This window comes from Nitratireductor pacificus pht-3B (assembly GCF_000300335.1).
GTDB lineage: Bacteria > Pseudomonadota > Alphaproteobacteria > Rhizobiales > Rhizobiaceae > Nitratireductor > Nitratireductor pacificus.
On record NZ_AMRM01000004.1, the window covers coordinates 75,623 to 98,024 of the forward strand.

At 67.0% G+C, this 22,402-nt stretch carries 27 protein-coding genes; 13 read left to right on the forward strand and 14 right to left on the reverse strand.

The window, feature by feature from the left end:
• Positions 1-13: 13 nt before the first annotated feature.
• From NA2_RS04600 to NA2_RS04615, 4 genes are read right to left on the reverse strand one after another with little or no spacing between them, the layout of a single operon-like run.
• A complete protein-coding gene (locus NA2_RS04600; RefSeq protein WP_040676769.1) occupies positions 14-424 on the reverse strand; it encodes a hypothetical protein in 411 nt (136 codons plus the stop codon).
• 2 nt (positions 425-426) lie between these two features.
• Positions 427-822, reverse strand: coding sequence for a Fur family transcriptional regulator (locus NA2_RS04605; protein ID WP_008594710.1), 396 nt, complete (start codon positions 820-822; stop codon positions 427-429).
• The gene (locus NA2_RS04610) at positions 819-1,646 is read right to left on the reverse strand and encodes a metal ABC transporter permease (RefSeq protein WP_008594712.1); all 828 of its coding nucleotides are present in this window, start codon (positions 1,644-1,646) and stop codon (positions 819-821) included. The genes NA2_RS04605 and NA2_RS04610 overlap by 4 nt, the downstream gene beginning before the upstream one ends.
• Positions 1,636-2,496 carry an ATP-binding cassette domain-containing protein gene (locus tag NA2_RS04615; protein ID WP_008594715.1) on the reverse strand — a complete coding sequence of 287 codons (861 nt, stop codon included), beginning with the start codon at positions 2,494-2,496 and terminating at the stop codon, positions 1,636-1,638. The genes NA2_RS04610 and NA2_RS04615 overlap by 11 nt, the downstream gene beginning before the upstream one ends.
• Positions 2,497-2,658: 162 nt before the next feature.
• Here NA2_RS04615 and znuA point away from each other — a divergent pair, with 162 nt between their 5' ends.
• Together znuA and aztD are read left to right on the forward strand one after the other, a co-directional pair.
• Complete coding sequence (gene znuA, locus NA2_RS04620) at positions 2,659-3,639, forward strand: zinc ABC transporter substrate-binding protein ZnuA (protein ID WP_008594717.1); 981 nt, start codon at positions 2,659-2,661, stop codon at positions 3,637-3,639.
• A 125-nt stretch (positions 3,640-3,764) separates the two neighbouring features.
• Entirely contained in the window at positions 3,765-4,979 is a 1,215-nt protein-coding gene (gene aztD / locus NA2_RS04625; protein WP_008594720.1) for a zinc metallochaperone AztD, read from the forward strand.
• A gap of 147 nt (positions 4,980-5,126) precedes the next feature.
• Here aztD and NA2_RS04630 read toward each other — a convergent pair whose 3' ends face one another.
• Entirely contained in the window at positions 5,127-5,324 is a 198-nt protein-coding gene (locus NA2_RS04630; RefSeq protein WP_008594723.1) for a CsbD family protein, read from the reverse strand.
• A gap of 191 nt (positions 5,325-5,515) precedes the next feature.
• On the opposite strand from NA2_RS04630, the gene NA2_RS04635 reads away from it, so the two are divergent.
• Positions 5,516-6,886 (forward strand): cytochrome P450, encoded by a 1,371-nt coding sequence (locus NA2_RS04635; protein ID WP_008594725.1) that lies wholly within the window; start codon positions 5,516-5,518, stop codon positions 6,884-6,886.
• 12 nt (positions 6,887-6,898) lie between these two features.
• On the opposite strand, the gene NA2_RS04640 is transcribed toward NA2_RS04635, so the two are convergent.
• Positions 6,899-7,267 carry a YraN family protein gene (locus tag NA2_RS04640; protein ID WP_008594727.1) on the reverse strand — a complete coding sequence of 123 codons (369 nt, stop codon included), beginning with the start codon at positions 7,265-7,267 and terminating at the stop codon, positions 6,899-6,901.
• Positions 7,257-8,165, reverse strand: coding sequence for a 16S rRNA (cytidine(1402)-2'-O)-methyltransferase (gene rsmI / locus NA2_RS04645; protein WP_008594729.1), 909 nt, complete (start codon positions 8,163-8,165; stop codon positions 7,257-7,259). Before rsmI ends, NA2_RS04640 begins: the two co-directional genes overlap by 11 nt.
• Positions 8,166-8,253: 88 nt before the next feature.
• Between rsmI and NA2_RS04650 the strand changes: the two genes are divergently transcribed.
• Entirely contained in the window at positions 8,254-9,471 is a 1,218-nt protein-coding gene (locus NA2_RS04650; RefSeq protein ID WP_040676801.1) for a penicillin-binding protein activator, read from the forward strand.
• A gap of 36 nt (positions 9,472-9,507) precedes the next feature.
• On the opposite strand, the gene hemW is transcribed toward NA2_RS04650, so the two are convergent.
• From hemW to rph, 4 genes are all read right to left on the reverse strand, one after another.
• Complete coding sequence (gene hemW / locus NA2_RS04655; protein WP_008594734.1) at positions 9,508-10,671, reverse strand: radical SAM family heme chaperone HemW; 1,164 nt, start codon at positions 10,669-10,671, stop codon at positions 9,508-9,510.
• Entirely contained in the window at positions 10,668-11,315 is a 648-nt protein-coding gene (gene rdgB / locus NA2_RS04660; protein WP_008594736.1) for an RdgB/HAM1 family non-canonical purine NTP pyrophosphatase, read from the reverse strand. Before rdgB ends, hemW begins: the two co-directional genes overlap by 4 nt.
• Positions 11,316-11,327: 12 nt before the next feature.
• On the reverse strand, positions 11,328-11,750 hold the full coding sequence (locus tag NA2_RS04665; RefSeq protein ID WP_040676803.1) for a VOC family protein: 423 nt from the start codon (positions 11,748-11,750) through the stop codon (positions 11,328-11,330).
• Between the two features lie 63 nt (positions 11,751-11,813).
• Positions 11,814-12,530 carry a ribonuclease PH gene (gene rph / locus NA2_RS04670; RefSeq protein ID WP_008594739.1) on the reverse strand — a complete coding sequence of 239 codons (717 nt, stop codon included), beginning with the start codon at positions 12,528-12,530 and terminating at the stop codon, positions 11,814-11,816.
• 147 nt (positions 12,531-12,677) lie between these two features.
• Between rph and hrcA the strand changes: the two genes are divergently transcribed.
• The 4 genes from hrcA (at position 12,678) to NA2_RS04690 (ending at position 15,515) form a co-directional block, all read left to right on the forward strand.
• Positions 12,678-13,763 carry a heat-inducible transcriptional repressor HrcA gene (gene hrcA / locus NA2_RS04675; RefSeq protein ID WP_008594741.1) on the forward strand — a complete coding sequence of 362 codons (1,086 nt, stop codon included), beginning with the start codon at positions 12,678-12,680 and terminating at the stop codon, positions 13,761-13,763.
• Between the two features lie 25 nt (positions 13,764-13,788).
• A complete protein-coding gene (locus tag NA2_RS04680) occupies positions 13,789-14,085 on the forward strand; it encodes a putative quinol monooxygenase (RefSeq protein ID WP_008594743.1) in 297 nt (98 codons plus the stop codon).
• Positions 14,086-14,153: 68 nt separating this feature from the next.
• Complete coding sequence (gene grpE, locus NA2_RS04685) at positions 14,154-14,807, forward strand: nucleotide exchange factor GrpE (RefSeq protein WP_008594745.1); 654 nt, start codon at positions 14,154-14,156, stop codon at positions 14,805-14,807.
• 78 nt (positions 14,808-14,885) lie between these two features.
• The gene (locus tag NA2_RS04690) at positions 14,886-15,515 is read left to right on the forward strand and encodes a trimeric intracellular cation channel family protein (RefSeq protein WP_008594746.1); all 630 of its coding nucleotides are present in this window, start codon (positions 14,886-14,888) and stop codon (positions 15,513-15,515) included.
• Here NA2_RS04690 and NA2_RS04695 read toward each other — a convergent pair.
• Positions 15,510-16,502 (reverse strand): adenosine kinase, encoded by a 993-nt coding sequence (locus NA2_RS04695; protein WP_008594747.1) that lies wholly within the window; start codon positions 16,500-16,502, stop codon positions 15,510-15,512. The genes NA2_RS04690 and NA2_RS04695 overlap by 6 nt on opposite strands.
• A 181-nt stretch (positions 16,503-16,683) precedes the next feature.
• Between NA2_RS04695 and NA2_RS04700 the strand changes: the two genes are divergently transcribed.
• Positions 16,684-17,400, forward strand: coding sequence for a sulfate transporter family protein (locus tag NA2_RS04700; protein ID WP_008594750.1), 717 nt, complete (start codon positions 16,684-16,686; stop codon positions 17,398-17,400).
• A gap of 24 nt (positions 17,401-17,424) precedes the next feature.
• Here NA2_RS04700 and nth read toward each other — a convergent pair whose 3' ends face one another.
• Complete coding sequence (gene nth, locus NA2_RS04705; RefSeq protein ID WP_008594752.1) at positions 17,425-18,171, reverse strand: endonuclease III; 747 nt, start codon at positions 18,169-18,171, stop codon at positions 17,425-17,427.
• Between the two features lie 21 nt (positions 18,172-18,192).
• On the opposite strand from nth, the gene NA2_RS04710 reads away from it, so the two are divergent.
• From NA2_RS04710 to NA2_RS04725, 4 genes are all read left to right on the forward strand, one after another.
• A complete protein-coding gene (locus tag NA2_RS04710) occupies positions 18,193-18,693 on the forward strand; it encodes a DUF2244 domain-containing protein (protein ID WP_008594754.1) in 501 nt (166 codons plus the stop codon).
• A gap of 108 nt (positions 18,694-18,801) precedes the next feature.
• Positions 18,802-19,686 (forward strand): methylated-DNA--[protein]-cysteine S-methyltransferase, encoded by an 885-nt coding sequence (locus NA2_RS04715; RefSeq protein ID WP_008594756.1) that lies wholly within the window; start codon positions 18,802-18,804, stop codon positions 19,684-19,686.
• A 59-nt stretch (positions 19,687-19,745) separates the two neighbouring features.
• A complete protein-coding gene (locus NA2_RS04720) occupies positions 19,746-20,642 on the forward strand; it encodes a ribokinase (RefSeq protein ID WP_008594758.1) in 897 nt (298 codons plus the stop codon).
• A 156-nt stretch (positions 20,643-20,798) separates the two neighbouring features.
• A complete protein-coding gene (locus NA2_RS04725) occupies positions 20,799-21,416 on the forward strand; it encodes a LysE family translocator (protein ID WP_008594760.1) in 618 nt (205 codons plus the stop codon).
• Here the strand turns inward: NA2_RS04725 and NA2_RS04730 are convergent, their stop codons facing one another.
• On the reverse strand, positions 21,417-22,358 hold the full coding sequence (locus tag NA2_RS04730; protein WP_008594762.1) for a nucleoside hydrolase: 942 nt from the start codon (positions 22,356-22,358) through the stop codon (positions 21,417-21,419). It lies immediately after the preceding gene.
• Positions 22,359-22,402: the final 44 nt, after the last annotated feature.

The following is a 22,402-nucleotide window of genomic DNA, read 5'->3' on the forward strand; positions in this document are numbered from 1 at the left end:
ACCTTGAGCGGGCCTAGAACAAGGTGCGCAGATAGGCGGCGGCTTCGTCGGAGAGGCCGACGATCTTGTCGGTCGCCTGCCGGTAGAACTTGAAGTTGAGCTCGGTTTCCGGTCGGCCGTCCTGCCAGTCCATGAACGGCTTCAGCTCGCGCCGCCCGAGCGCCTTTTCCGCCCGCGCCGTGCAGCGCACGGAGATGCTGACCCGGGGCGTCTGGCGGGCGACGGAGGGCAGTCTGGCGACCGCTTCCGCGGCGATGACCACGCCGCATGCAACGAGGCCCGGTCCGCCTTCGTTCTCGCTGGCGAAGAGGAAGATCTCGTCGCCTTCGGCAATGTGCTTTCCGCCATACATCGTCTTCTGCGCGGTGAAGGTCAGTACAGGCGCCGACGGATCCGGAATGTCGGCCTTGATTGCGAAAGTCACGGTCAGCTCCTGTCGGTGCAGCCGCCGCAATCGCCCCTGATCTCGATGGTCGTCTTGGCTGCCCTGAACCTGTGGGAGGTCGCCCAGCCGTCCAGCCGTTCCTTGACGACGTCGTCGGAGAATTCCTCGACCTTGCCGCAGCCATCGCAGATCGCGAAGGCGATCAGTTCCTGCTCGTGGCAGTGCGGATGCGCGCAGGCGACGAAGGCGTTGAGGCTCTCCAGCCTATGGACCAGCCCCATCTCCAACAGCTTGTCGAGCGCGCGGTAGACCTGCAGCGGCGCGCGCAGCCCGTCGTCGCGCAACCGGTCGAGGATCGTATAGGCGCTGAGTGGCCCCTCGGCGCCCGACAGGGTCTTCATCACCAGGTTCTGGTTGCGGGTGAGATCGGCGGTCATGACCGTTCCTCCGTTGGCGGGGCGGTTTCCCCGTGCCGGGGCAGGGGAAGGCGAACAAGGCTGAGGACGAAAAGAGCCAGCGCCGCCACGACGATGGACGGGCCGGAGGGCGTGTCGAAGCGGAGCGACCCCCCCAGGCCGGCGACCACCGAAGCGGCTCCGATCGCGCCGGCAAGAACGGCCATCATTTCCGGCCCGTTTGCGAAGCGCCGTGCCGTGGCCGCCGGGATGATCAGCAGGGCGGTGATCAGCAGGATGCCGACGATCTTCATCGCGATGGCGATCACCGCAGCCATCAGCAGCATGAAGATGAGGCGCGAGCGTTCCGGGTTCAGGCCTTCCGCCCGGGCGATGTCGGCATTGACCGTGGCGGCCAGGAGCGGGCGCCAGAGCAGCACGAGCAGCGCCAGAACGGCAGCGCCGCCGCCGTAGACGATGGCGATGTCGAGCCGCGAGACGGCGAGGATGTCGCCGAACAGGAAGCCCATCAGGTCGACCCGCACCCAGGTCATGAACGCCACCATGACGAGGCCGAGCGCCAGCGTCGAGTGCGACAGAATGCCGAGCAGGGCGTCGGTGGACAGCGCGCCGCGCCGCTCCAGGACGAGCAGCGCGAGCGACGCCAGGGCGGCGACGAGGAACACGCCGATCATCAGGTTGATCTCGAGCACCAGCGCCAGCGCGACCCCGAGCAGCGCCGAGTGCGCCATCGTATCGCCGAAATAGGCCATGCGCCGCCAGACGACGAAGCAGCCGAGCGGCCCCGTGACCAGCGCCAGGCCGACGCCGGCCAGAAGGGCGCGGATGAAGAAGTCATCGAGCATCGGGCTCTCCCGTCACGGCGTCGTGGGAATGGTGGTGGTGCCCGTCCTCGGCATGGCAGTGCTCCGTGATGGAGCCGTCGGCGTGCTGCACCCGTCCATCGGCCAGATGGGTGTGGTCGTGATGGTGCCGATAGAGCGCCAGCGCCTCGGCGGCGCGCGCGCCGAACAGCTTCCGGTACTCCGGGCTGCCCATCACGCTCTGCGGTTCGCCGCGGCAACAGACATGGCCGTTCAGGCAGATCACGGTATCGGTGTCGGCCATGACGATGTGCAGGTCGTGCGAGATCATCAGAATGCCGCAGCCCGTGCGGTCGCGAATGTCGCGGATCAGTTCGTAAAGCGCCACCTCGCCGGTGAAGTCGACGCCCTGCACCGGCTCATCTAGGACCAGCAGATCCGGTTCGCGCAGCAGCGCGCGGGCGAGCAGTGCCCGCTGGAACTCGCCGCCGGAAAGGCCCTGTACCTGCCGGTCGGCGAGATGCGCCACGCCGGCGGCTTCGAGGGCGGCGCGCATGGCCGCCGGCTCTGCCGGGCCGGTCAGCGTCATCAGCCGCGCCACGCTGAGCGGCAGCGTCCAGTCGAGCGCCACCTTCTGCGGCACGTAGCCGACCCTGAGGCGCGGCGCGCGATGGACATGCCCCTCATCCGGCCTGATGACGCCGATTGCCGTCTTGGCGGTGGTGCTCTTGCCCGAACCGTTCGGGCCGATCAGCGTCACGATCTCGCCGCGCCGGACGGAGAGATCGACCCCGCGCACCAGCCAGCGCCCGGCGCGGAAAACGCCGGCATTGTGCATCTCGACAAGCGGCGTGGTGGTTCGGGAAGAGGAGTGAGCGTGATTTTCAGGCATCTGATTTTTCCAGCTTGCCAACGCATATGGCACACGTTATAGCATAACGCAATTGATGTAATGTCATAACATATAATGCGTTGGCGCCGGCCTGGCAACGACCGGGCCGGCGCCAGTCGCGCCCCGCCTGTCCTGCGTGTTCGCAACAAGAGGAAATCAACGATGAAATCTCTGCGTAGCCTGTCCCTTGCCGTTTCTCTGCTGGCATTGACAGGCGCTGCCGCCGGGGCGGCGGAAGGGGTCGTCACGTCCATCAAGCCTGTCCACTCCCTGGTGGCGGCGGTGATGGAGGGCGTCGGCGAGCCGGAGCTAATCCTGCAAGGCTCCGGCTCGCCACATACGTATTCGATGCGTCCCTCCCAGGCACGGATGCTGGCAGGCGCCAATGTGGTTTTCTGGGTCGGCCCCGGAATGGAGGTGTTTCTGGCAAAGCCGCTGGAAACGCTGGCTGGCGAAGCCAGGCTGGTCACCCTCGGCGAAACGGACGGCCTCGACCTGCTGGAGATGCGCGAGGGCGGCGCCTTCGAGGCGCATTCGCACGGCGACGAGGACGATCACGCCGGCGAGGCGCACGGGCATGAAGAAGCGGCGCATCACGATCACGATCATGGGCACGATCACGGGCCTGACATGCATTTGTGGCTGGATCCGCAGAACGCCAGGCTGATGGTCGGTCCCATCGTCGAGGCACTGTCGGAAGCCGATCCGGAGAACGCCGCGACCTATGCGGCCAATGCGGCCAGGCTGGGCGAAAAGCTCGATGCGCTACAGGAAGAGGTCACTGCGGAACTGGCGCCGGTCAAGGAGCGTCCGTTCATCGTCTTCCACGACGCCTATCAGTATTTCGAGCGGCGCTTCGGCCTTGCCGCGGCCGGCTCGATCACCGTCAGCCCGGAAGTGATTCCCGGCGCGCAGCGCGTCGACGAGATCCGCACCAAGGTGAAATCGCTCGATGCCGCCTGCGTGTTCGCCGAGCCGCAGTTCGAGCCGCGCCTGATCAGCGTCGTGACGGAGGGGACCGATGCGCGGTCCGGCGTTCTCGACCCGCTGGGCGCCGATCTCGCCGATGGGCCGGAACTCTATTTCGACCTGATCCGCAACATGGCCACTTCGCTGAAGGACTGCCTGTCGGCCAGGGGATGAACAGCGCGATCCCGCGCCTGGCCGGGCGGCATTCTTCGCGCCCGGCCCGCCTCCCTTCCGAAAGGTGGACGGAAGGCGCGGCACATTTTCAGTTCAGATTGTTACGTTAGCACATAAAGGAGAGAATGATCATGCGAACCAAGACCCTGCTTTGCAGCGCCGGCCTGATCCTGGCCGCGATGCAGACGGCTGCGGCCGACGAGAAGGAAGCGTGGAGGCTGTTCGTCGCGGACCACACCGCCCCGGTGCTTCGCGTGCTGGATGCCGGGAAGGGCGAGACGCTTGAAACCTATTCCCTGAAGGCGCCGGCGCGCATCTATGCCACCGAGACCGGGCGCACGGTCTTTGCCGTGCAGCGCGACGCGAACACCGTCACGGCCTTTTCCTCCGGCATCCGTTTCGACGATCATGGCGACCACGCCGATATCGACGTCGCGGCGCCGAAGGCCCTCGACGGGTCCGTTGACGGCGATCGCCCGGTGCATTTCGTCGCTCATCACGGCGAAGTGGCGCTCTTCTTCGACGGCGAAGGGGTAGCCCGCGTGGTTTCCGAAAAGGCGGTCGGCGACGGCAAGCCAGACGTCCGTGAACTCAGGACCAGCGCGCCGCATCATGGCGTCGCGATTCCCTTCGGCGCGCATGCCCTGATCACCGTGCCCAACAGCGTCGATCCGAAGGAACTTCCCGAAGGCGTTCGCATTCTCGACGCCAAGGGCAACCCCGTCGGCGATGTGGCGGCCTGCCCCGGCCTGCACGGCGAGGCGACCTCCGGCGACCTGACCGCCATCGCCTGCGACACCGGCCTGTTGCTGGTCAAGGGTGGCCGCAGCGCGGTGCCGGAGATCACGCACCTGCCCTATGCGGACGACCTGCCCGACGACACGAAGGTGTCCACGCTTCGCGGCGGCAAGGCGCTGCAGTATTTCCTCGGCAATTTCGGCCCGTCCGCCGTGGTGCTGATCGACCCGGAAGACGACCAGGCGTTCCGTCTGATCGAGCTTCCCACGCGGCGCGTCGACTTCGTGGTGGACCCGGTTCGGCCGAAATTCGCCTATGTCTTCACCGAAGACGGCAAGCTCAACCGCATCAACGTCCTTGCCGGCGAGGTCGACCGTTCGCTGGCGCTGACGGAGCCTTATTCGATGGACGGTCACTGGTCGCTGCCGCGCCCGCGCATCGCCGTGGCCGGCGATGACATCATGGTGACGGATCCGCTGAAAAGCACGATCCATGTGGTGGACGCCAAGGCATTCGCGGCGGAGCGCTCGATCGCGGTCGAGGGCATGCCCTACAACATCGTCGCGGTCGGCGGCTCGGGCGAAGCGCACGAGAACCACTGACCGGGAACCCTGACGAGAAAGCCCCGCGCGAGGCGGGGCTTTCTTCATTCGCATCGGAAGGCGAAAAGCCGGTTACGGCCTTTCCCGGCCGATGCTCCATCGATGATCCAGATCGTCCTTTGCGCGCCCGGAGGCACGCGCGGCGATCTAGTGGCGGGCCAGCCAGTCGTCGATTTCGCGTTCGGCGTCTTCCTGGGCCTTGCCGTAGCGCTCCTGCAGCTTTCCTGCGAGTTCCTTGCGGTTGCCGCGCACCACGTCCAGGTCGTCATTGGTGAGCTTGCCCCACTGCTGCTGCAGCTTGCCCTTGAACTGCTCCCAGTTTCCTTCGATCTGATTCCAATTCATGACTGTTCCTTCCGCATCTGGGCGGAGTGCACTCCGGATTGTTTCGATTGGGCCTAGGTGGCTTGATAATGCGCCAGCCGCCGGGTGGTTCCCCTCCCGTCGATCACGTTGCCGGAACTGAAGGCCGGAATTGAAGGCCGGAATTGAAGGAAGGTTCGACAGACCCTAGATTGAGCGCGAAAGGATGTCCGATGGAGACCATTCCCGCGCCCTTCGTACCGCCTGCGCCGCGTCCGCGAACGAAGCCGCCCTCCACCCTGCAGATGATGCGGATCGTCTACCGCAACCCGCTCGAACTGTGGGGCGAGCCTTCCTACAACGAGCCGTGGATCTCCATCGAGGGTGGCATAGGCGGCCCGCTTGTCATCGCTAACGATCCGGGCCTCATCCGCCACGTGCTGGTCGACAATGCCAGGAACTACAAGATGGCGCGCGTGCGCCAGAAGATCCTGCGGCCGATCCTGCGCGACGGCCTGCTGACGGCCGAGGGTGAGGTCTGGCGCCGCTCGCGCAAGGCCATGGCTCCGGTCTTCACGCCACGCCACATCGCCGGTTTTGCCGTCCCGATGCTAGCGCGGACGGAAGCCTTCGCCGGCCGCTACGCGGAGCAGGCCGCACCGGTCGATGTCTCGCGCGACATGACGCTGCTGACCTTCGACATCCTCGCCGAAACGCTGTTTTCAGATGAGATCGCCGGGGATCCCGGCAATTTCGCGCATCAGGTTGATCGCCTGTTCGAGACCATGGGCCGCGTCGATCCGCTCGACCTGCTCGGCGCGCCAGACTGGCTGCCGCGCATCATGCGGCTGCTCGGCCGCAACTCGCTCGCCTTCTTCCGCAACATCGTCTCCGAGACCATGGACATGCGCCGGCGGCGGATGGAGGGCGACGACGATGTGCCCGAGGATTTCCTCACCCTGCTCCTGCGCGCCGAGGGACCTGACGGCCTCACGCGTCAGGAGATCGAGGACAATCTGATCACCTTCATCGGCGCCGGCCATGAGACGACGGCCCGCGCGCTGGGCTGGACCATCTATTGTCTTGCCGAAGCGCCGTGGGAGCGCGAGCGGATCGAGGCCGAGATCGATGCCGTGCTGGCGCGCGAGCCGGACCCGGTGAAATGGCTCGACGCGATGCCCTTCACGCGCGCCGCCTTCGAGGAGGCCATGCGGCTCTACCCGCCGGCGCCGTCGATCAACCGCGAGGCGCTGGCGGAAGACCGCTACGGGGATTTCACCATCCGCAAGGGCGCGCAGGTTCTCGTCATGCCCTGGACCGTGCATCGCCACCGCAGGCTCTGGGAGAACCCGGAAGCCTTCATGCCCGAGCGCTTCCACCCGGAGAACCGCGACCGGCTGGATCGCTATCAGTACCTGCCCTTCGGCGCTGGGCCGCGGGTCTGCATCGGCGCCACGTTCGCCATGCAGGAAGCGGTGATCGCGCTTGCCGTCCTGCTTGGGCGCTACCGGTTCGACACGCTGCCGGAGACCAGACCGTGGCCGGTGCAGAAGCTGACGACACAGCCGCAGGGCGGCCTGCCGATGCGGGTGAGCCGGCGGTAGGACCCGGAGGGGCTACCGGCCTCCGGAAAATGCGTTCTCCACATGCACCGGCCATCGGCGCGGCAGCACCGCGATCAGGTCGAAGCGCAGCGACAAGCGCGCATAGTCCGGCTGGCGGGCAAGCCAAAGGTCGGCGGCATGCGCGATGCGGATCTGCGCGGCGAGGCCGACGGCCTCCATCGCCTGCTCCAGCGTCGGCCTTGCCTTCACCTCGACGATGGCGACGAGATCGCCGCGCCTTGCGATCAGGTCGATCTCGCCGAGCCTCGTTCGGTGACGCCGCGCGACGATGCGGTAGCCCTTGAGTATGAGGGCGAGGGCGGCGAGCCATTCGCCGCGATGCCCACGTCGATAGGCCTTGAGCCGCTCCTTAGCCGGCATCGCTCTTCTCTTTCAGCGCGAGCAGGCGCTGGTAGAGATCGGACTTGCGCCCGCCGGTCATGCGCGCCGCCTCGCCGGCGGCCTTGGCCGCCGGCATCTCGGCGGCCAGCGACAGAAGCAGGCGGTCGGTGTCCTCGGCGCTCGCCTCTTCCGGCGCGCCGGGAGGCGCGATGCAGACGACGATTTCGCCCTTCGGAGCGCCGGCTTTGGCATAATGCGCGGCCAGGTCTGCGAGCGTGGCACGCCGCATCTCCTCGAACGCCTTGGTGATCTCGCGCGCCACGCAAGCCTGCCGTTCCCCGCCCAAAACCTCCGCCATCGCGGCAAGGCTTTCGGTCAGCCGGCGCGGCGATTCGAAGAAGATCAGCGTGGCCGGCGTCTGCCGGTAGGTATCGAGGCGCCTGCGCCGCTGGCCGTCCTTCACCGGAAGAAAGCCGGCAAACAGGAACGCGTCTGTCGGCAGGCCCGAGGCGGAGAGCGCCGCCAGCACGGCCGACGGACCGGGCACGGGGACCACGCGGAGACCCTTTTCCGCCGCCTGCTCCACCAGGCGGTAGCCCGGGTCGGAGACAAGCGGAGTGCCGGCATCTGAGATGAGTGCAACGCTCTGCCCTGCCTCGATGGCCGCCAGCAGGCGCGGCCCGGCCTCGCGCGCATTGTGCTCGTGATAGGCGGTCATGGCGCGGCTGATGCCGTAGCGGGCGGTGAGAACGCGCGAGGTGCGTGTGTCCTCGCAGGCGAGGATATCAGCCGCCGCCAGCACCTCCAGCGCGCGCAGGGTGATGTCGGAGAGATTGCCGATGGGCGTCGCCACCAGATAGAGGCCGGGTTCCAGCGGGCCGGCACCGATGCGCGCCGCGCCGACGACGAAACTCTTCTCTCCGCGCGGGTTTTCCATAAGCCAGACCGTCCTTGTTCGCACATCTCTTTGACATGCCGGCATAGCGGTTGCAAAGTCGCGCGCAAAGTTAAGGATGATGCGGCAGATGAGCGTTTGGAATTCGGCTGGCCGCCGGAAGGTTGCCCTGGCGGCTGTGCTTTCGGGGCTTCTTGGCATTGGCGGCTGCGTCGGCGGCGATGTGCCCTACGGACTTCCGGCGTCGGATAGCCAGCAGACGCTCGCGCCACAGCCCGCCGCGCCCGGACCGCGCCTGCCCGCGACAGGCGAGATCGTCGGCTCCGGCGCCACCCGCGTCGCGTTGCTCCTGCCGCTGTCGGGCGAGGGCAACGCAGCGCGCATCGCCGCCGAACTGAAGAACGCGGCGGTTCTCGCCATGGGCGACGTCGGTCCCGAGGCGCTCGAACTCGTCATCAAGGATACGTCCGGCACGCAGGAGGGCGCGGGTGCCGCCGCCGCGCAGGCGGTAGCGGAGGGATCGGCCGCGGTCCTGGGGCCGCTCTTCTCGGCGAATGTCCGCGCCGCCACACCGGCGCTCTCCTCCGCCGGGATCCCGATGATCGCCTTCTCCTCGGACCGTGCCGCGGCTGCCCCTGGCGTCTATCTGAACGCCTTCCTGCCGCAGGGCGTCGTGGAGAGGACCCTGCGCTATGCCACAGGGCAGGGCGTGCGCAGCGTCGTCGCCATCCTGCCCAACGGGCCGGCCGGCGACATCGCCGAGGCAGAGGCCCGCCGGACCCTGTTGTCGGCCGGTGGCGACCTGACCGCCGTGGCGCGCTACGCCTATGACAATGCCTCCGTCTATGAAGCGGTTGGCAGCGTGGCTGACGCGGTCCGCGCGGCGGATGCCGTGTTCATTCCCGACGGCGGCACCAGCCCGGCGACCATCGTCTCCACCATGACCGAATCCGGCATCGACCTTTCGCAGAAGAAGCTGCTGGGAACCGGCCAGTGGACCACGGCCAATCTTGGCGATCCCGGCCTGCAGGGGGCCTGGTTCGCCGACACGGATCAGGGGCGCGTCGCCGGCTACAGGCAGCGCTACCAGGCGCGCTTCGGCGCGGAGCCGTCGCTGACATCCGCGCTTGCCTACGACACGGTGATTCTCGTCGCCAACATTGCCAAGGGCGCCGGCGGCATCCCGCGCAACGCCATCGAAAATCCCGTCGGTTTCTCCGGCTACACGGGCGTCTTCCGCTTCTCGCGCGACGGAGCGACCGAACGGGGCTATGCGGTCTACGAGGTGAGGAACGGCGCAGCGCAGATCATCGATCCGGCGCCGACGCGGTTTGCCGGCGGCAGTTGAAGCGCTTGTTGTCGGGTGAACGCTCAGGCGTTGTTGTCAGCGCGCCAGGTCGGCGACCACGGCGTCGAGCACGATCATGCCGCGCGCCGTGGCGCGCAGGTGGGTGTTGCCGATCGGCTCGACAAGCCCCTCGTCCTGCAGATCCATGATGCGGCGTCCTGACAGCGGCCGGCCCGACAGCGCTTCATAGCGCGGCAGGTCGATCCCCTCGGTCAACCGCAGGCCCATCAGCAGGAGTTCGTCGGCTTCCTCGCTGCGGGTCAGGATCTCGCCGCCCGTGACGCCATGCCCCTTCGCCTCGACCAGGTCGAGCCAGCCTTCCGGCATCTTCTCGGTGAAGGTGACGTGCCTGCGCCCGTCCTGCACGAAGCGTCCGTGCGCGCCGGGGCCGACGCCCACATACTCGCCATACCGCCAGTAGACGAGATTGTGTCGGCTTTCCGCGCCGGGGCGCGCATGGTTCGAAATCTCGTAGGCGGGCAGGCCGCGCGCTTCGGTCACCGCATGGGTGATCTCGTAGAGCCGCGCGGCGTGGTCGGCATCGGGCATGACGAACTTGCCGGCCTCGTGCAGGAGCTGGAAGCGGGTGCCGTCCTCGATGGTCAGCTGGTACAGCGACAGATGGTCGGCGGCATGGTCGATCGCCTGTTCCAGCTCGGCGGCCCATGCCGCCTCGTCCTGCCCGGGGCGGGCATAGATCAGGTCGAACGACAGGCGCGGAAAGGTGGACCGGGCCAGCTCGATCGCCTTCAGCGCCTCCGCCACGTTGTGCCGCCGTCCGAGAAACTTCAGGTCGCGGTCGTTCAGCGCCTGAACGCCGAGCGACACCCGGTTGACGCCGGCGGCGCGATAGCCGCGGAACCGGTCCGCCTCGACCGAGCTGGGATTGGCCTCCAGCGTCACCTCGATCCCGTCGGGCACGTCCCAGTGTTCCGCAACCGCATCCAGCAGCCCGCCGACCGTGCCGGGTTCCATCAGCGACGGGGTGCCGCCGCCGAGGAATATGCTCGTCACCGTGCGCGGGCCGGTGCGTTCGCGCATCGTCGCCATCTCGCGCCGGAAGGCGGCGGCGAAGCGCGGCTGGTCCACCGGCTGGTGGCGCACATGGCTGTTGAAGTCGCAATAGGGGCACTTGGCTGCGCAGAACGGCCAATGCAGGTAGACGCCGAACCCCGGCGTCCTGTCGCCATCGGCGTTCACGCAACCCCCAGCCTGGCACGGGCGAATTTCTGGAAGGCACGGGCGCGATGCGACAGCGCTTCCTCGTCGCCGGGCTTCCAGCCGTGTTTCTCTTCCGCCGTCATCTCGCCGAACGTCACGTCGAACCCTTCGGGCTGGAAAACGGGATCGTAGCCGAACCCGTCCGTTCCGCGAGGCGGCCAGACCAGATGGCCTTCCGCCTCGCCGCGGAAATACTCGGCCTCGCCGTCGGGGAAGCACAGGCACAGCGTGGCGACGAAGCGGCCGGTGCGCCTTTCCGGCGCATTCGCGCCCTTTTCCCGCAGGAGCGCTTCGGTCTTCTCCATGGCCATCATGAAGTCGCGGCTGCCGTCTTCCGTGGTCGCCCAGTCGGCGGTGTAGACGCCCGGCGCGCCGTCCAGCGCATCGACGCACAGGCCGGAATCGTCGGACAGCGCCGGCAGGCCCGTCGCCTGGGCGGCGGCATGGGCCTTGATATAGGCGTTCTCCTCGAAGGTGGTGCCGGTTTCCTCCGGTTCGGCGAGACCCAGCTCGGCGGCGGACCGGACGGCGTAGCCGAACGGGCGGAGCAGGTCGGAAAATTCGCGCAGCTTGCCCTTGTTGTGGCTGGCAAGCACGAAGGTCTTGTTGTCGATCGGTCTCAATTCGGTCTCCGGTCAGTTCCTGGACGTCAGGCCCCAGATGCGTGGTTCGGCGAATTCCAGCGAGTTGCCGGAAGGATCGCGGAAATAGATCGACCGGCCGCCGTTCGGCCACTCGAAATCGGCCTCGATGGCGATGCCGGCATTCTCCAGATGCGCCCTCCAGCGCGCAATCTCCTCGCCGGTCGCAGCGAAGCACAGATGCCCCTCGCCATGGGCACCGTGCGGCGGCACGGGCAGATTGGCGCCCGGCTCCGGCGGCGTTTTTGTGGCCTCGGCGTTGAAGAGCAGCACAACGCAGGACCCGCACTGGAAGAACACATGCCGGCCCTCGGCCTTCGCGATGCGCTTCAGGCCGAGCGTGCCGCCGTAGAAGCGCTCGGCCTCGTCCAGGTCACGGACATAGAGCGCCGCTTCGAGAAGGGCCGAAGGTTGCATCGTCATGCCGCTATCCGCTCCGCGTCTGGCGAAGCTAGGCGATTCCGCCGGCCGGCGAAAGCGTCAGGAGATCGCCAGCTTCTGCAGTTCCACCAAGCGCGTGATGCCCTTGCGCGCCAGTCCCATCAGGGCGGCGAATTCCTCTTCCGAGAACGGCTCGCTCTCCGCCGTGCCCTGGATCTCGACGATGCCGCCCTTGCCGGTCATCACGAAATTCGCGTCGGTCTCCGCCGCCGAGTCCTCCACATAGTCCAGGTCGAGTACCGGGGTGCCGCCGCTGATGCCGCAGGAGATGGCCGCCACATGGTCTTTCAGCACCTTGTCGCGGCTGATCATCTGCCGCGCTTCCATCCACGACAGACAGTCGCTGAGGGCGATGAAGCCGCCGGTAATGGCCGCCGTGCGGGTGCCGCCATCGGCCTGGATCACGTCGCAGTCGACGGTGATCTGCCGTTCGCCCAGCGCCTGCAGGTCGATCACCGCGCGCAGCGAGCGGCCGATCAGGCGCTGGATTTCCAGCGTGCGGCCGCCCTGCTTGCCGGAGGAGGCCTCGCGGCGCATGCGGTCGCCGGTCGAGCGCGGCAGCATGCCGTATTCCGCCGTCACCCAGCCCTTGCCGGAATTGCGCAGCCATGGCGGAACGCGTTCCTCGAGGCTCGCCGTGCACAGCACATGCGTGTCGCCGAAGCGCACCAGGCAGGAACCTTCCGCATGCTTGGAAATGCCCCGCTCGAAGCTGACGGCGCGCATTTCGTCCGGTTCCCGTTTCGATGGTCGCATGGGCTGGTTCTCTCCGATGTCGCTTGATGGTTGGCGGCTTGTAGCTTTCGCACACCCCGAAAGCAAAGAAAAACAGCGTGTGCGCAACGGTTCCGGAAGAGTTGTGTTCCCCCGCACGCCGCTTATATTCCGGGGTAGAGGTATGCCATGACGAAGCCCGTCTTCGACAAAGAGTTTCAGGAACAGGCCATGCGCTCGCTGGACGCCCGCTCCCGCGAGATCTTCCGGTTCATCGTTGAATCCTACCTGCGCGACGGCGAGCCGCTCGGCTCGCGCAACCTCTCCCGCATCCTGCCGACCCAGCTTTCACCGGCGACGATCCGCAACGTCATGAGCGACCTGGAGCATCTCGGCCTCATCTACGCGCCGCACATCTCGGCCGGCCGCCTGCCGACCCAGCAGGGGCTGCGCTTCTTCGTCGACGCCTTCATGGAGATCGGCGATCTCTCCGACGACGAGCGGCGCATGATCGACACCCAAGTCAAGGCGTCGAGCAGCGGCCAGTCGCTCGACCACATGCTGACGGAAGCGAGCCAGCTTCTCTCCGGCCTGTCGCGCGGCGCCGGCGTCGTGCTGGCCGCCAAGTCCGAGGCAGCGCTGAAGCATATCGAGTTCGTCCAGCTCGAGCCACGCAAGGGGCTAGCCGTTCTCGTTTCGCAGAATGGCGATGTGGAGAACCGCGTCGTCGACCTTCCTGCCGGCGTGACGGTCTCGCAACTGCACGAGGCGTCGAACTTCCTCAACGCGCATATCCGCGGCCGCACGCTGACCGAGGCGCGCTCCGAGATCGCCCGGCTGCGCGAGGAGACGCGCGCCGCGCTCGACACGCTGTCGGAGGAACTGGTCGAGAAGGGGCTGGCCGTCTGGGCCGGTGCCGAGAGCGGCCAACCCGCCCGCCTGATCGTTCGCGGCCGGGCCAATCTCCTCGAGAACCTGACCGCCGAGGCCGACCTGGAGCTGCTGCGCCGCCTGTTCGAGGATCTGGAGACCAAGGAAGGCCTGATCCAGCTTCTCGACGTGGCCGAGGAAGGGCCGGGCGTGCGCATCTTCATCGGTTCCGAGAACCGGCTGTTCTCGCTGTCCGGCTCGTCGCTGGTGGTGGCACCCTACCGCGATCAGGAATCGCGCGTCATCGGCGCGCTCGGCGTCATCGGTCCGACGCGGCTCAACTATGCGCGCATTGTGCCGATGGTCGACTACACCGCCCAGATCGTCGGCCGACTGCTCAGATAGAGGACCGTTTCATAGTGGAGGAACCATGTTTGGCCTAATCGGCAAGATGCGCGCCCAGCCGGGCAAACGCGATGCGCTGCTCGACATCCTCGCGCAGGGCACGGAGGCGATGCCCGGCTGCCTCAGCTACATCATCGCCCGCGATCCGGAGGATGCCGACGCGATCTGGATCACCGAGGTCTGGGACCGCGAGGAAAGCCACCGGGCATCGCTGTCGCTTCCCGCCGTGCAGGCCGCCATCGCCGAGGCGCGGCCGCTGATCGCCGGTTTCGATTCCAGCACGCGCACCGAGCCGGTGGGCGGTGTCGGCCTCGCCTCTTGATTTTGCGGCCCCGAAGCTCGATATCGGGCGCAAACATCGAACAATCGTGAAATCACAGACGGACCGCAATGACCAATCATGCCAAGGACAACGACGCGCCCCTGAATGAGCCGACCGAGGAGCAGGACATCGTGATGCCCGCAGCCGGTGACGGCGAGGCCGTTTCGGAAGAAGACGTCCTCCTGCGGCTGGCGAAGGAAAACGAGGAACTGAAGGACCGCGCCCTGCGCATCGCCGCCGAGATGGAGAACCTGCGCAAACGCACCGCTCGCGATGTGGTCGAGGCGCGCAGCTATTCGATCGCCGGCTTCGCGCGCGACATGCTGACCGTCTCGGATAATCTGCGCCGCGCGCTGGACGCCGTGCCGTCCGATGCGCAGGCGAGCGGCGATGCGGGCCTCGTCGCGCTGGTTGAGGGTGTCGAGATGACGGAGCGCTCGATGCTGTCGACGCTCGAGCGTCACGGCGTCAAGCAGATCGACCCGCAGGGCGAGCGCTTCGATCCGCATTTCCACCAGGCCATGTTCGAGGTGCCGGACCCGAGCGTGCCCGAGAGCACCGTCGTTCAGGTGGTACAGCGCGGCTACGTCATCGGCGAGCGCGTCCTGCGCCCGGCCATGGTCGGTGTCGCCAAGGGCGGCCCGAAGATGGCGGCCGTGAAGAACGGCGAGGCCACCGCAGAGCCCGGTCCGCCCAACCCGCAGGCCGAACGCGACGCCTGACCATCGATGCGGGGCGCGCAATGCGGCCCCGCTTCCCATACCGGCACCCTTCGGCTATCCAGAATGCCGGAGGACCCGATGAACCCGATCCAGCTTCTCGACTATGCCGGCGTGGCCGTGTTCGCGGCGACGGGTGCGCTCGCCGCCTCGCGCAAGGAACTCGATATCATCGGCTTCATCTTCTTGGCCGGCATCACCGGCATGGGCGGCGGCACGCTGCGCGACCTGGTGCTGGATGCACCCGTCTTCTGGATCTGGAACCCCACCTACATCATCGTCTGCGCGGCGGTGGCGATCATCGTCTATTTCGCCGCACCGCTGGTGGAATACCGCTACCGGCTGCTCCTGTGGCTCGATGCTGCCGGGCTTTCGGCCTATTCGGTGCTGGGAGCGGCAAAGGGGCTTGCCGCCACCGGCTCCGCGACCATCGCGCTGGTGACGGGCATGCTGACGGCGACGTTCGGCGGCGTGCTGCGCGATGTCCTGACCGGCGAACCCTCGGTGCTGTTGCGTCCGGAAGTCTATGTGACGGCGGCGCTGGTCGGCGCCGGGGTCTTCACCGTCGCCGACATTTCCGGCCTTGATGGGACGCTGGCCGCGCTGATCTCCATTGCGGCCGCGTTCCTTGTGCGTGGCGGGGCGCTGAAGTTCGGCTGGACCTTCCCGCGCTACAGATCGCGACCGGGACGTCCGCCGGAAGAATTATAGCAGGCCCGCCTGCTCGGCTTCGTAGCGCAGGTTCTTCTGCGGGCGAGGGCCGATCTGCTGGATGACGAGACCGGCGGCAAGGGAGCCGAGCCGTCCGCAATCGGCAAGGCTGCGCCCGCTGGTGTAGCCATAGAGGAACCCTGCCGCATAGAGATCGCCCGCGCCGGTCGTATCGACCACCTCGTCGATCGTGATCGCGTCCACCGGGACGGTTTCCTCGCCCCTGACGACGATGGAGCCGCGCTCCGAGCGGGTCACGGCGGCCAGGCGGCAATCCTTCCGGATGGCGTCAAGCGCGCTCTCGAACGAGGATGTCTGGTAGAGCGACAGCAGTTCGTGTTCGTTGGCGAAGACGATGTTGACGCGGCCCGAGCGCAGCAGTTCGAGGAACTCGTCGCGGTAGCGGTCGACGCAGAACGGGTCGGAGAGCGACATCGCCACTTCGCGCCCTGCGGCGTGCGCGGCATCCGCCGTCATGCGGATAGCCTCCTTGGCGCGCGGCGGATCCCACAGATAGCCCTCGAAATAGGAGACCTTGGCCCCTTTGGCCTTCTCCTCCTCGACGTCCTCCGGCCCCAGCTCGACGCAAGCGCCGAGATAGGTGTTCATCGAACGCTCGCCGTCCGGCGTGACGAAGATCATCGACCGTGCCGTGGGCGGATTGCCGTCGAGCGGCCGGGTGTCGAAGGCGACGCCTTGTGCCCGGATGTCGTGCGTGAAGATGCCGCCGAGCGTGTCATTGCTGACCTTGCCGAAATAGGCGGCCCTGCCGCCGAAGCTGGCGATGCCCGCCGCCGTGTTACCGGCGCTGCCGCCGGAGGCCTCGATGGCCTGCCCCATGCGCTCGTAAAGCAGCGTGGCGCGGTCGACGTCGATCAGGTTCATCGCGCCGCGGATGATGTTGTTGTCCTCGAGGAACGCTTCGTCGCAGCGGGCGATGATGTCGACAATGGCGTTGCCGATGCACAGCACGTCATATTCGCTCAAGATCGGGTCTCCAGATATGCAGGGTCGGATGTTCGGGGAGGATTTTCGTTCGGTCTGGCGCGGTTTAGCGGTTTGGGCGGGATTTGCAAGCATTCAGCGTCGCAGCGCCGGGTTGCGCATGCCGCCGCTGCTTCCTATGTCGAGACGGCAACGATGCCGCAGATAAGGGCAGAACGACCGCATGATCCTTGACGCCGCCCGCGCGGCCATGAGCCGCCTCTTCTCGCGCGAGTTCCGCGCCGTCTTCTTCAAGACGCTGGGCCTGACCCTGCTGGTGCTGGCCGGCGTCTGGTTCGGCTTCAAGGAAGTGTTCGAATATTTCGCCCTGCCATGGCTCGACGCGTTCTTCCCGGATCTCCCGTCCTGGGTGGGCTGGCTGAGCTTCGTGGCGGCCATCGCCGCCGGCCTCGGCCTCGCCGTCGGCCTTGCCCTGCTGATCGGCCCAGTGACCGCCGTCATCGCCGGCCTTTTCCTCGACGACGTGGCGGCGGTGGTCGAGAAGGAGGATTATCCGGACGATCCGCCCGGCAAGCCCTTGCCCCTGCTTCCGGCCATCGCCATGTCGCTGAAATTCTTCGGGGTGGTCATTCTGGGCAACATCGTCGCGCTTTTCCTGTTGCTGGTACCGGGCGTCAACATCCTCGCCTTCTTTCTGGTCAACGGCTATCTGCTCGGCCGCGAGTTCTTCGAGTTCGCGGCCATGCGCTTCCGCCCGGAGATGGAGGCCAAGGCGCTGCGCCGGCGCCATGCCGGCACGATCTTCCTGGCGGGGCTGGTGATCGCCGGTTTCTTGGCCGTGCCGCTGCTCAACCTGCTGACGCCGCTGTTCGCGGCGGCGATGATGGTGCATCTGCACAAGATGATTTCGCAGAAGGACGGGGAAACGGCGCCGCGCTGACCCTGGGCAAACAAGGCGCCGCCGCTACTGTGCGGCCTCGACAATCTCGACCAGCGGCGCGGGCATCTCGCTGGTCTTCTCCGCCGACTTGCAGATATCGGCGATGACGCAGGCCGGGCAGTCCGGCTTGCGCGCCTTGCAGACATAGCGGCCGTGCAGGATCAGCCAGTGATGCGCATGGCGCATGAACTCCGGCGGGATGATGTGGACGAGCGTGTCCTCCACCTGCTCCGGCGTCTTGCCCGGCGCCAGTCCCAGCCGGTTGCCGATGCGCAGAATATGCGTGTCCACCGCCATGGTCGGCTGGCCGAAGGCCATGTTGAGCACCACATTGGCCGTCTTGCGGCCGACGCCCGGCAGGGTCACCAGCGCCTCGCGGTTGCCGGGCACCTCCGATCCGTGATCGTGGATCAGCGCCTCGCTGAGTGCGATGACGTTCTTCGCCTTGTTGCGCCACAGGCCGATGGTGCGGATGTGGTTGCCCACCTCCGCCTCGCCGAGCGCCAGCATCTTCTCCGGCGTGTCGGCAATCTTGAACAGGGCGCGCGTCGCCTTGTTGACGCCGGCATCGGTCGCCTGCGCCGAAAGCACCACGGCGACGAGCAGCGTGAAGGCGTTGACATGTTCCAGCTCGCCGCGCGGTTCCGGCCGCTGCACCGAAAAACGGCGGAAGATCTCGTGAATTTCCTCCGGCGTATAGGCCGTTTTCCACTTGGCCGGACGGGCCGGCCTGCGGCGTGGCGCGGCGATTTTGCTCTTGGGCTTTTCCATGCGTCTTCTATAATCGTCTTCATGGCCGAAACAAACACGATCGCGCCCGACTTTGGCGATGCGCCCCTGTTCCAGGCGCTGCTCAAGCCCTATCGCTCGCTGAGCGGACGGGGGTTCGCGCTGCTCATGGGTGTCCTGCTGCTGGTCTGGCTGACGCTCGGCGCGGTGTTCCTCAGGATGGGCGCATGGCCGGTGTTCTGCTTCTTCGGCCTCGACGTGCTGGCGATCTACATCGCGTTCCGGCTGAACTACCGCGCCGCGCGGGTCCGGGAGGAGGTGCGCCTGTCGCGCACCAGCCTCGACATCTGCAAGGTGCCGGCCTCCGGCCGCGCCGAAGAGCACAGTTTCAACCCGTTCTGGACGCGTTTCCGTGTCAGCCGCCACGATGAGATCGGCATTACCGGCATGGCGGTGGAAATGCGCGACCGCAGCGTATCGCTCGGCAGCTTCCTCAACCCCGATGACCGGGAGCGTTTCGCGACGGCTTTCGGCCGTGCGCTGGCGACCGCGAAAGGACGCTGAACTCGGCAGGAATCGGGTGGTTTGGCGCCGCCGGGCGGGGCATGTTCATGCCAAGAATGAACGGAATGCGCGCCGCTCCTAAGGGAAGAGGCGCCAGGAGCGAGAACCATGAACATGCAGACAGCCCGGATGCTGCGCGACGTCACGCCGGAGGGCGGCGACTACGAGATCGTTCGTCGCGTGATCGAGAAGATCAGCCTCGACTATCGCGACCAGCCTTCGCTGGAGGAGATAGCCGCCGAAGTGGGTGACACGCCGACCGGCCTGCAGAAGCTCTTCACGCGCTGGGCCGGCCTGTCGCCGAAGGCGTTCCTGCAGGCGGTGACGCTCGACCATGCGCGCCGGCTGCTCGATTCCGGCCTGCCCCTGCTCGACACCGCCTTCGAGCTTGGCATGTCCGGTCCCGGCCGCCTGCACGACCTTTTCGTCACCCACGAGGCGATCTCGCCCGGTGAGTACAAGGCGCGGGGCGCCGGTCTCGTCATTCGCCACGGCATCCACATCTCGCCTTTCGGAATGGCGCTGGTGATGGTCACCGATCGCGGCCTTGCGGGGCTCGCCTTCTGCGATCCCGGCGGCGAACGGGCCGCCTTCGAGGACATGGCCTCGCGCTGGCCGAATGCTGAGTTCATCGAGGATATCGGCGCGACCGCGCCCTATGCCGCGCGGGTGTTTGACCCGAGCCGCTGGCGCTCCGAGGAGCCGCTGCGCGTGGTGCTGATCGGCACGGATTTCCAGGTCCGCGTCTGGGACGCGCTCTTGAAAATTCCCATGGGCAAGGCCTGCGCCTATTCCGACATCGCCGCCGACATAGGCAACCCGACCGCATCGCGCGCCGTGGGCGCCGCCGTGGGCGCCAACCCGGTTTCCTTCGTCGTGCCCTGCCATCGCGCGGTCGGCAAGTCCGGGGCGCTCACCGGCTATCACTGGGGCCTGACGCGCAAGCGCGCCATCCTCGGTTGGGAGGCCGGCCAGCTCTCGCAGGCCGTTTGAGGCTGGCGAAGCGCTGATCCAGCAGATAGTTTCCCACGCCAACAGCGTGGGAGACTGCCTTGATCGTCGTCGTCGGTTCCATCAATCTCGATCTGATCGCCACCGTCGAACGCCTGCCGAGGCCCGGAGAGACCGTGCCCGGCGACAGTTTTGTCACCGCGCCGGGCGGCAAGGGCGCAAATCAGGCGCTGGCGGCCCGCCGCGCCGGCGCGCGGACCCGGATGGTCGGGGCGGCTGGAAACGATCCCTACGCAGACGAGGCGCTGGCCCTCCTGAAGGAGGACGGGGTCGATCTTTCGGCGGTCCGCACGGCGCGGAGCGCCACCGGCACGGCGCATATCCTGGTCGAGCGGGCAGGGGAGAACGTCATCGCCGTCATTTCGGGCGCCAATGCCGAAGTCCGGCCTGCCGACGTGGCGGACGCGGGTCTTGCCGGGGGCGATCATCTGCTTCTGCAGCTGGAGATTCCCATTGAGACCGTCGAGGCGGCGCTCGATGCGGCCGCCAAAGCGCGCGCCTTCTCGCTGCTCAACACCGCGCCCTACCGGCCCGACGCGGCCGCCCTTCTGGGAAGGGCGGACTATGTCATCGCCAACGAGACCGAGTTCGATCTCTATGCGGGGCTCCTGCAACTCGACGGCGCGGACCGGCGCGCGCGGATGCAGGACTTTGCCCGCAGAACGGGCCGGGTGATGATCGTGACGCTCGGCCCGGACGGTGCCTGGGCGGCGACGCCGGACGGTTTCCTGACCGTTCCGACGATTCAGGTCACGCCGGTCGACACGGTCGGGGCCGGCGATACGTTCTGCGGCTATCTCGCCGCCGGCCTGGCCGAGGGGTTCGGGCTGGAAGAGGCCATGCGCCGCGCCGCGGCGGCCGGTGCGCTCGCCTGCCTGAAACCGGGCGCGCAGCCTGCCATTCCCCTGAAGGCGGAGGTCGATGCCGCCCTCGCGTGAGGGCTGGACGCGCCGGTGGCGGCGTGCATTCTAGAGCGTCCTTGTGCGTCCATTTGGACGCACAAGGACGCTCTACCTGTTTGTTTTTTCCGCATTTATGCGGACGTCACGTGATTCCACCTGACTGCAAACACTATAAGCGTGGAGGAAATGCCGATGTCGCTTGAGACCTACACCGCCTTCTTCGTCGTCTGCCTTGTGGCGACGGTGGTTCCGGGGCCGACCAACATGCTGATCGTCGCCAACGGAATGCGCCACGGCATGCGCGCGGGATTGCTCAATGTGGCCGGGACGCTTGTCTCCCTGACGATCATGATCGCCATCGCCGGTATCGGCCTGACCTCCCTGATCGAGGTGGCGGGCCACTGGTTCGAATGGGTCAAGCTCATCGGTGCGGCCTATCTCTGCTGGCTCGGCTGGAAGATGATCCGGGCGAGCGGCGAAGGCGTGGCGGAGGGGCAGCAGCGCGCCGCGCCGCGCGGCGGCTTCTTCATGCAGGGCTTTCTGGTCTCGATGGGCAATCCCAAGCAGCTTCTGTTCTTCGGCGCGCTCCTGCCCCAGTTCATCGATCCCGCCGCCAATCATGCCGTGCAGATCGCCATCATGGGGGTGACGGCTCTGCTGTTCTCGGCGGCTTCGGACGGCGGCTACGCCGTCGCCTCGGGCAGCATCGGCCAGCGCCTGACGCCGCGCCGCATGCGCCAGATCGCCCGCATCGGCGGTGGTTTCCTCATGGGCGGCGGCTTGTGGATTGCGCTGTCGCGGGCCCGCTGATCAGAGCCGCGCGAGCCGCTCTGTGAGCAGGGCGAAGAACCCGTCGGCGTCGATATCGCGCATGACGAGCGCGTTCTGCGGCCGTTCGGTCACGCGCCACCAGTCCATCACCGTCATGCCCATCGTCAGTTCCGAGCCGGTCTCGACGGTCACGTTGCAGGTGCGCCCGCGGAACAGGTCGGGCTGCAGCAGATAGGCGATGACGCAGGGGTCGTGCAGCGGCCCGCCATCCGTGCCGTATTTCTCCTCGTCGAAGCGCTCGAAGAAATCGAGCAGCATCGCCGCCGCCAGACAGACCGGTGTGCCGATGTCACGCAGCGCCTCGACGCGTTTGCGCGTCGTCAGCGCCTTGTGCGTGACATCGAGCGGCATCATCACGATCGGCACGCCGGAACGCAGCACCACTTCGGCCGCGTGGGGGTCGACATAGATGTTGAATTCGGCGGCGGGCGTGACATTGCCGCCTTCGAAGAAGCCGCCGCCCATCAGCACGATCTCGCGGATGCGCGGCGCGATGCGCGGCTCGCGGATCAGCGCCAATGCGATGTTGGTGAGCGGCCCCAGCGGGCAGAGCGTGATTTCGTCCTCGTCATGCGCCATCAGCGTCTCGACGATGAAATCGACCGCACATTGCTCCTGCAGCGCCATCCGTGGCTCCGGCAGGTCGGGTCCGTCGAGGCCGGTGCGGCCATGGACATGCTCCGCCGTCACCAGATCGCGCAGCAGAGGCCGCTCCGCGCCGGCGAACACCGGCGTGTCGGGTCGTCCCGCCAGCTCGCAGATCTTACGGGCGTTCTTCTCGGTCAGCGCAAGGGGCACGTTTCCGGCAACGGCGGTGATGCCGACGACCTCGAGTTCCGGGCTTGCCAGCGCCAGTAATATGGCCAAGGCGTCGTCCTGGCCCGGATCCGTGTCGATGATGATCTTGCGCGCTGCCGTCATGCGGTGGCCCCCTGAAATGCTTGAAAGAGATATTGTTAGCAACC

What these genes read in the sequence shown, in the direction of transcription:
- NA2_RS04605 (WP_008594710.1), bottom strand. Translation starts at nt 822, where the DNA reads ATGACCGCCGATCTCACCCGCAACCAGAACCTGGTGATGAAGACCCTG.
- NA2_RS04610 (WP_008594712.1), bottom strand. Translation starts at nt 1,646, where the DNA reads ATGCTCGATGACTTCTTCATCCGCGCCCTTCTGGCCGGCGTCGGCCTG.
- NA2_RS04615 (WP_008594715.1), bottom strand. Translation starts at nt 2,496, where the DNA reads ATGCCTGAAAATCACGCTCACTCCTCTTCCCGAACCACCACGCCGCTT.
- znuA (WP_008594717.1), top strand. Translation starts at nt 2,659, where the DNA reads ATGAAATCTCTGCGTAGCCTGTCCCTTGCCGTTTCTCTGCTGGCATTG.
- aztD (WP_008594720.1), top strand. Translation starts at nt 3,765, where the DNA reads ATGATCATGCGAACCAAGACCCTGCTTTGCAGCGCCGGCCTGATCCTG.
- NA2_RS04630 (WP_008594723.1), bottom strand. Translation starts at nt 5,324, where the DNA reads ATGAATTGGAATCAGATCGAAGGAAACTGGGAGCAGTTCAAGGGCAAG.
- NA2_RS04635 (WP_008594725.1), top strand. Translation starts at nt 5,516, where the DNA reads ATGGAGACCATTCCCGCGCCCTTCGTACCGCCTGCGCCGCGTCCGCGA.
- NA2_RS04640 (WP_008594727.1), bottom strand. Translation starts at nt 7,267, where the DNA reads ATGCCGGCTAAGGAGCGGCTCAAGGCCTATCGACGTGGGCATCGCGGC.
- rsmI (WP_008594729.1), bottom strand. Translation starts at nt 8,165, where the DNA reads ATGGAAAACCCGCGCGGAGAGAAGAGTTTCGTCGTCGGCGCGGCGCGC.
- NA2_RS04650 (WP_040676801.1), top strand. Translation starts at nt 8,254, where the DNA reads ATGAGCGTTTGGAATTCGGCTGGCCGCCGGAAGGTTGCCCTGGCGGCT.
- NA2_RS04665 (WP_040676803.1), bottom strand. Translation starts at nt 11,750, where the DNA reads ATGCAACCTTCGGCCCTTCTCGAAGCGGCGCTCTATGTCCGTGACCTG.
- rph (WP_008594739.1), bottom strand. Translation starts at nt 12,530, where the DNA reads ATGCGACCATCGAAACGGGAACCGGACGAAATGCGCGCCGTCAGCTTC.
- hrcA (WP_008594741.1), top strand. Translation starts at nt 12,678, where the DNA reads ATGACGAAGCCCGTCTTCGACAAAGAGTTTCAGGAACAGGCCATGCGC.
- NA2_RS04680 (WP_008594743.1), top strand. Translation starts at nt 13,789, where the DNA reads ATGTTTGGCCTAATCGGCAAGATGCGCGCCCAGCCGGGCAAACGCGAT.
- grpE (WP_008594745.1), top strand. Translation starts at nt 14,154, where the DNA reads ATGACCAATCATGCCAAGGACAACGACGCGCCCCTGAATGAGCCGACC.
- NA2_RS04690 (WP_008594746.1), top strand. Translation starts at nt 14,886, where the DNA reads ATGAACCCGATCCAGCTTCTCGACTATGCCGGCGTGGCCGTGTTCGCG.
- NA2_RS04700 (WP_008594750.1), top strand. Translation starts at nt 16,684, where the DNA reads ATGATCCTTGACGCCGCCCGCGCGGCCATGAGCCGCCTCTTCTCGCGC.
- nth (WP_008594752.1), bottom strand. Translation starts at nt 18,171, where the DNA reads ATGGAAAAGCCCAAGAGCAAAATCGCCGCGCCACGCCGCAGGCCGGCC.
- NA2_RS04710 (WP_008594754.1), top strand. Translation starts at nt 18,193, where the DNA reads ATGGCCGAAACAAACACGATCGCGCCCGACTTTGGCGATGCGCCCCTG.
- NA2_RS04715 (WP_008594756.1), top strand. Translation starts at nt 18,802, where the DNA reads ATGAACATGCAGACAGCCCGGATGCTGCGCGACGTCACGCCGGAGGGC.
- NA2_RS04725 (WP_008594760.1), top strand. Translation starts at nt 20,799, where the DNA reads ATGTCGCTTGAGACCTACACCGCCTTCTTCGTCGTCTGCCTTGTGGCG.
- NA2_RS04730 (WP_008594762.1), bottom strand. Translation starts at nt 22,358, where the DNA reads ATGACGGCAGCGCGCAAGATCATCATCGACACGGATCCGGGCCAGGAC.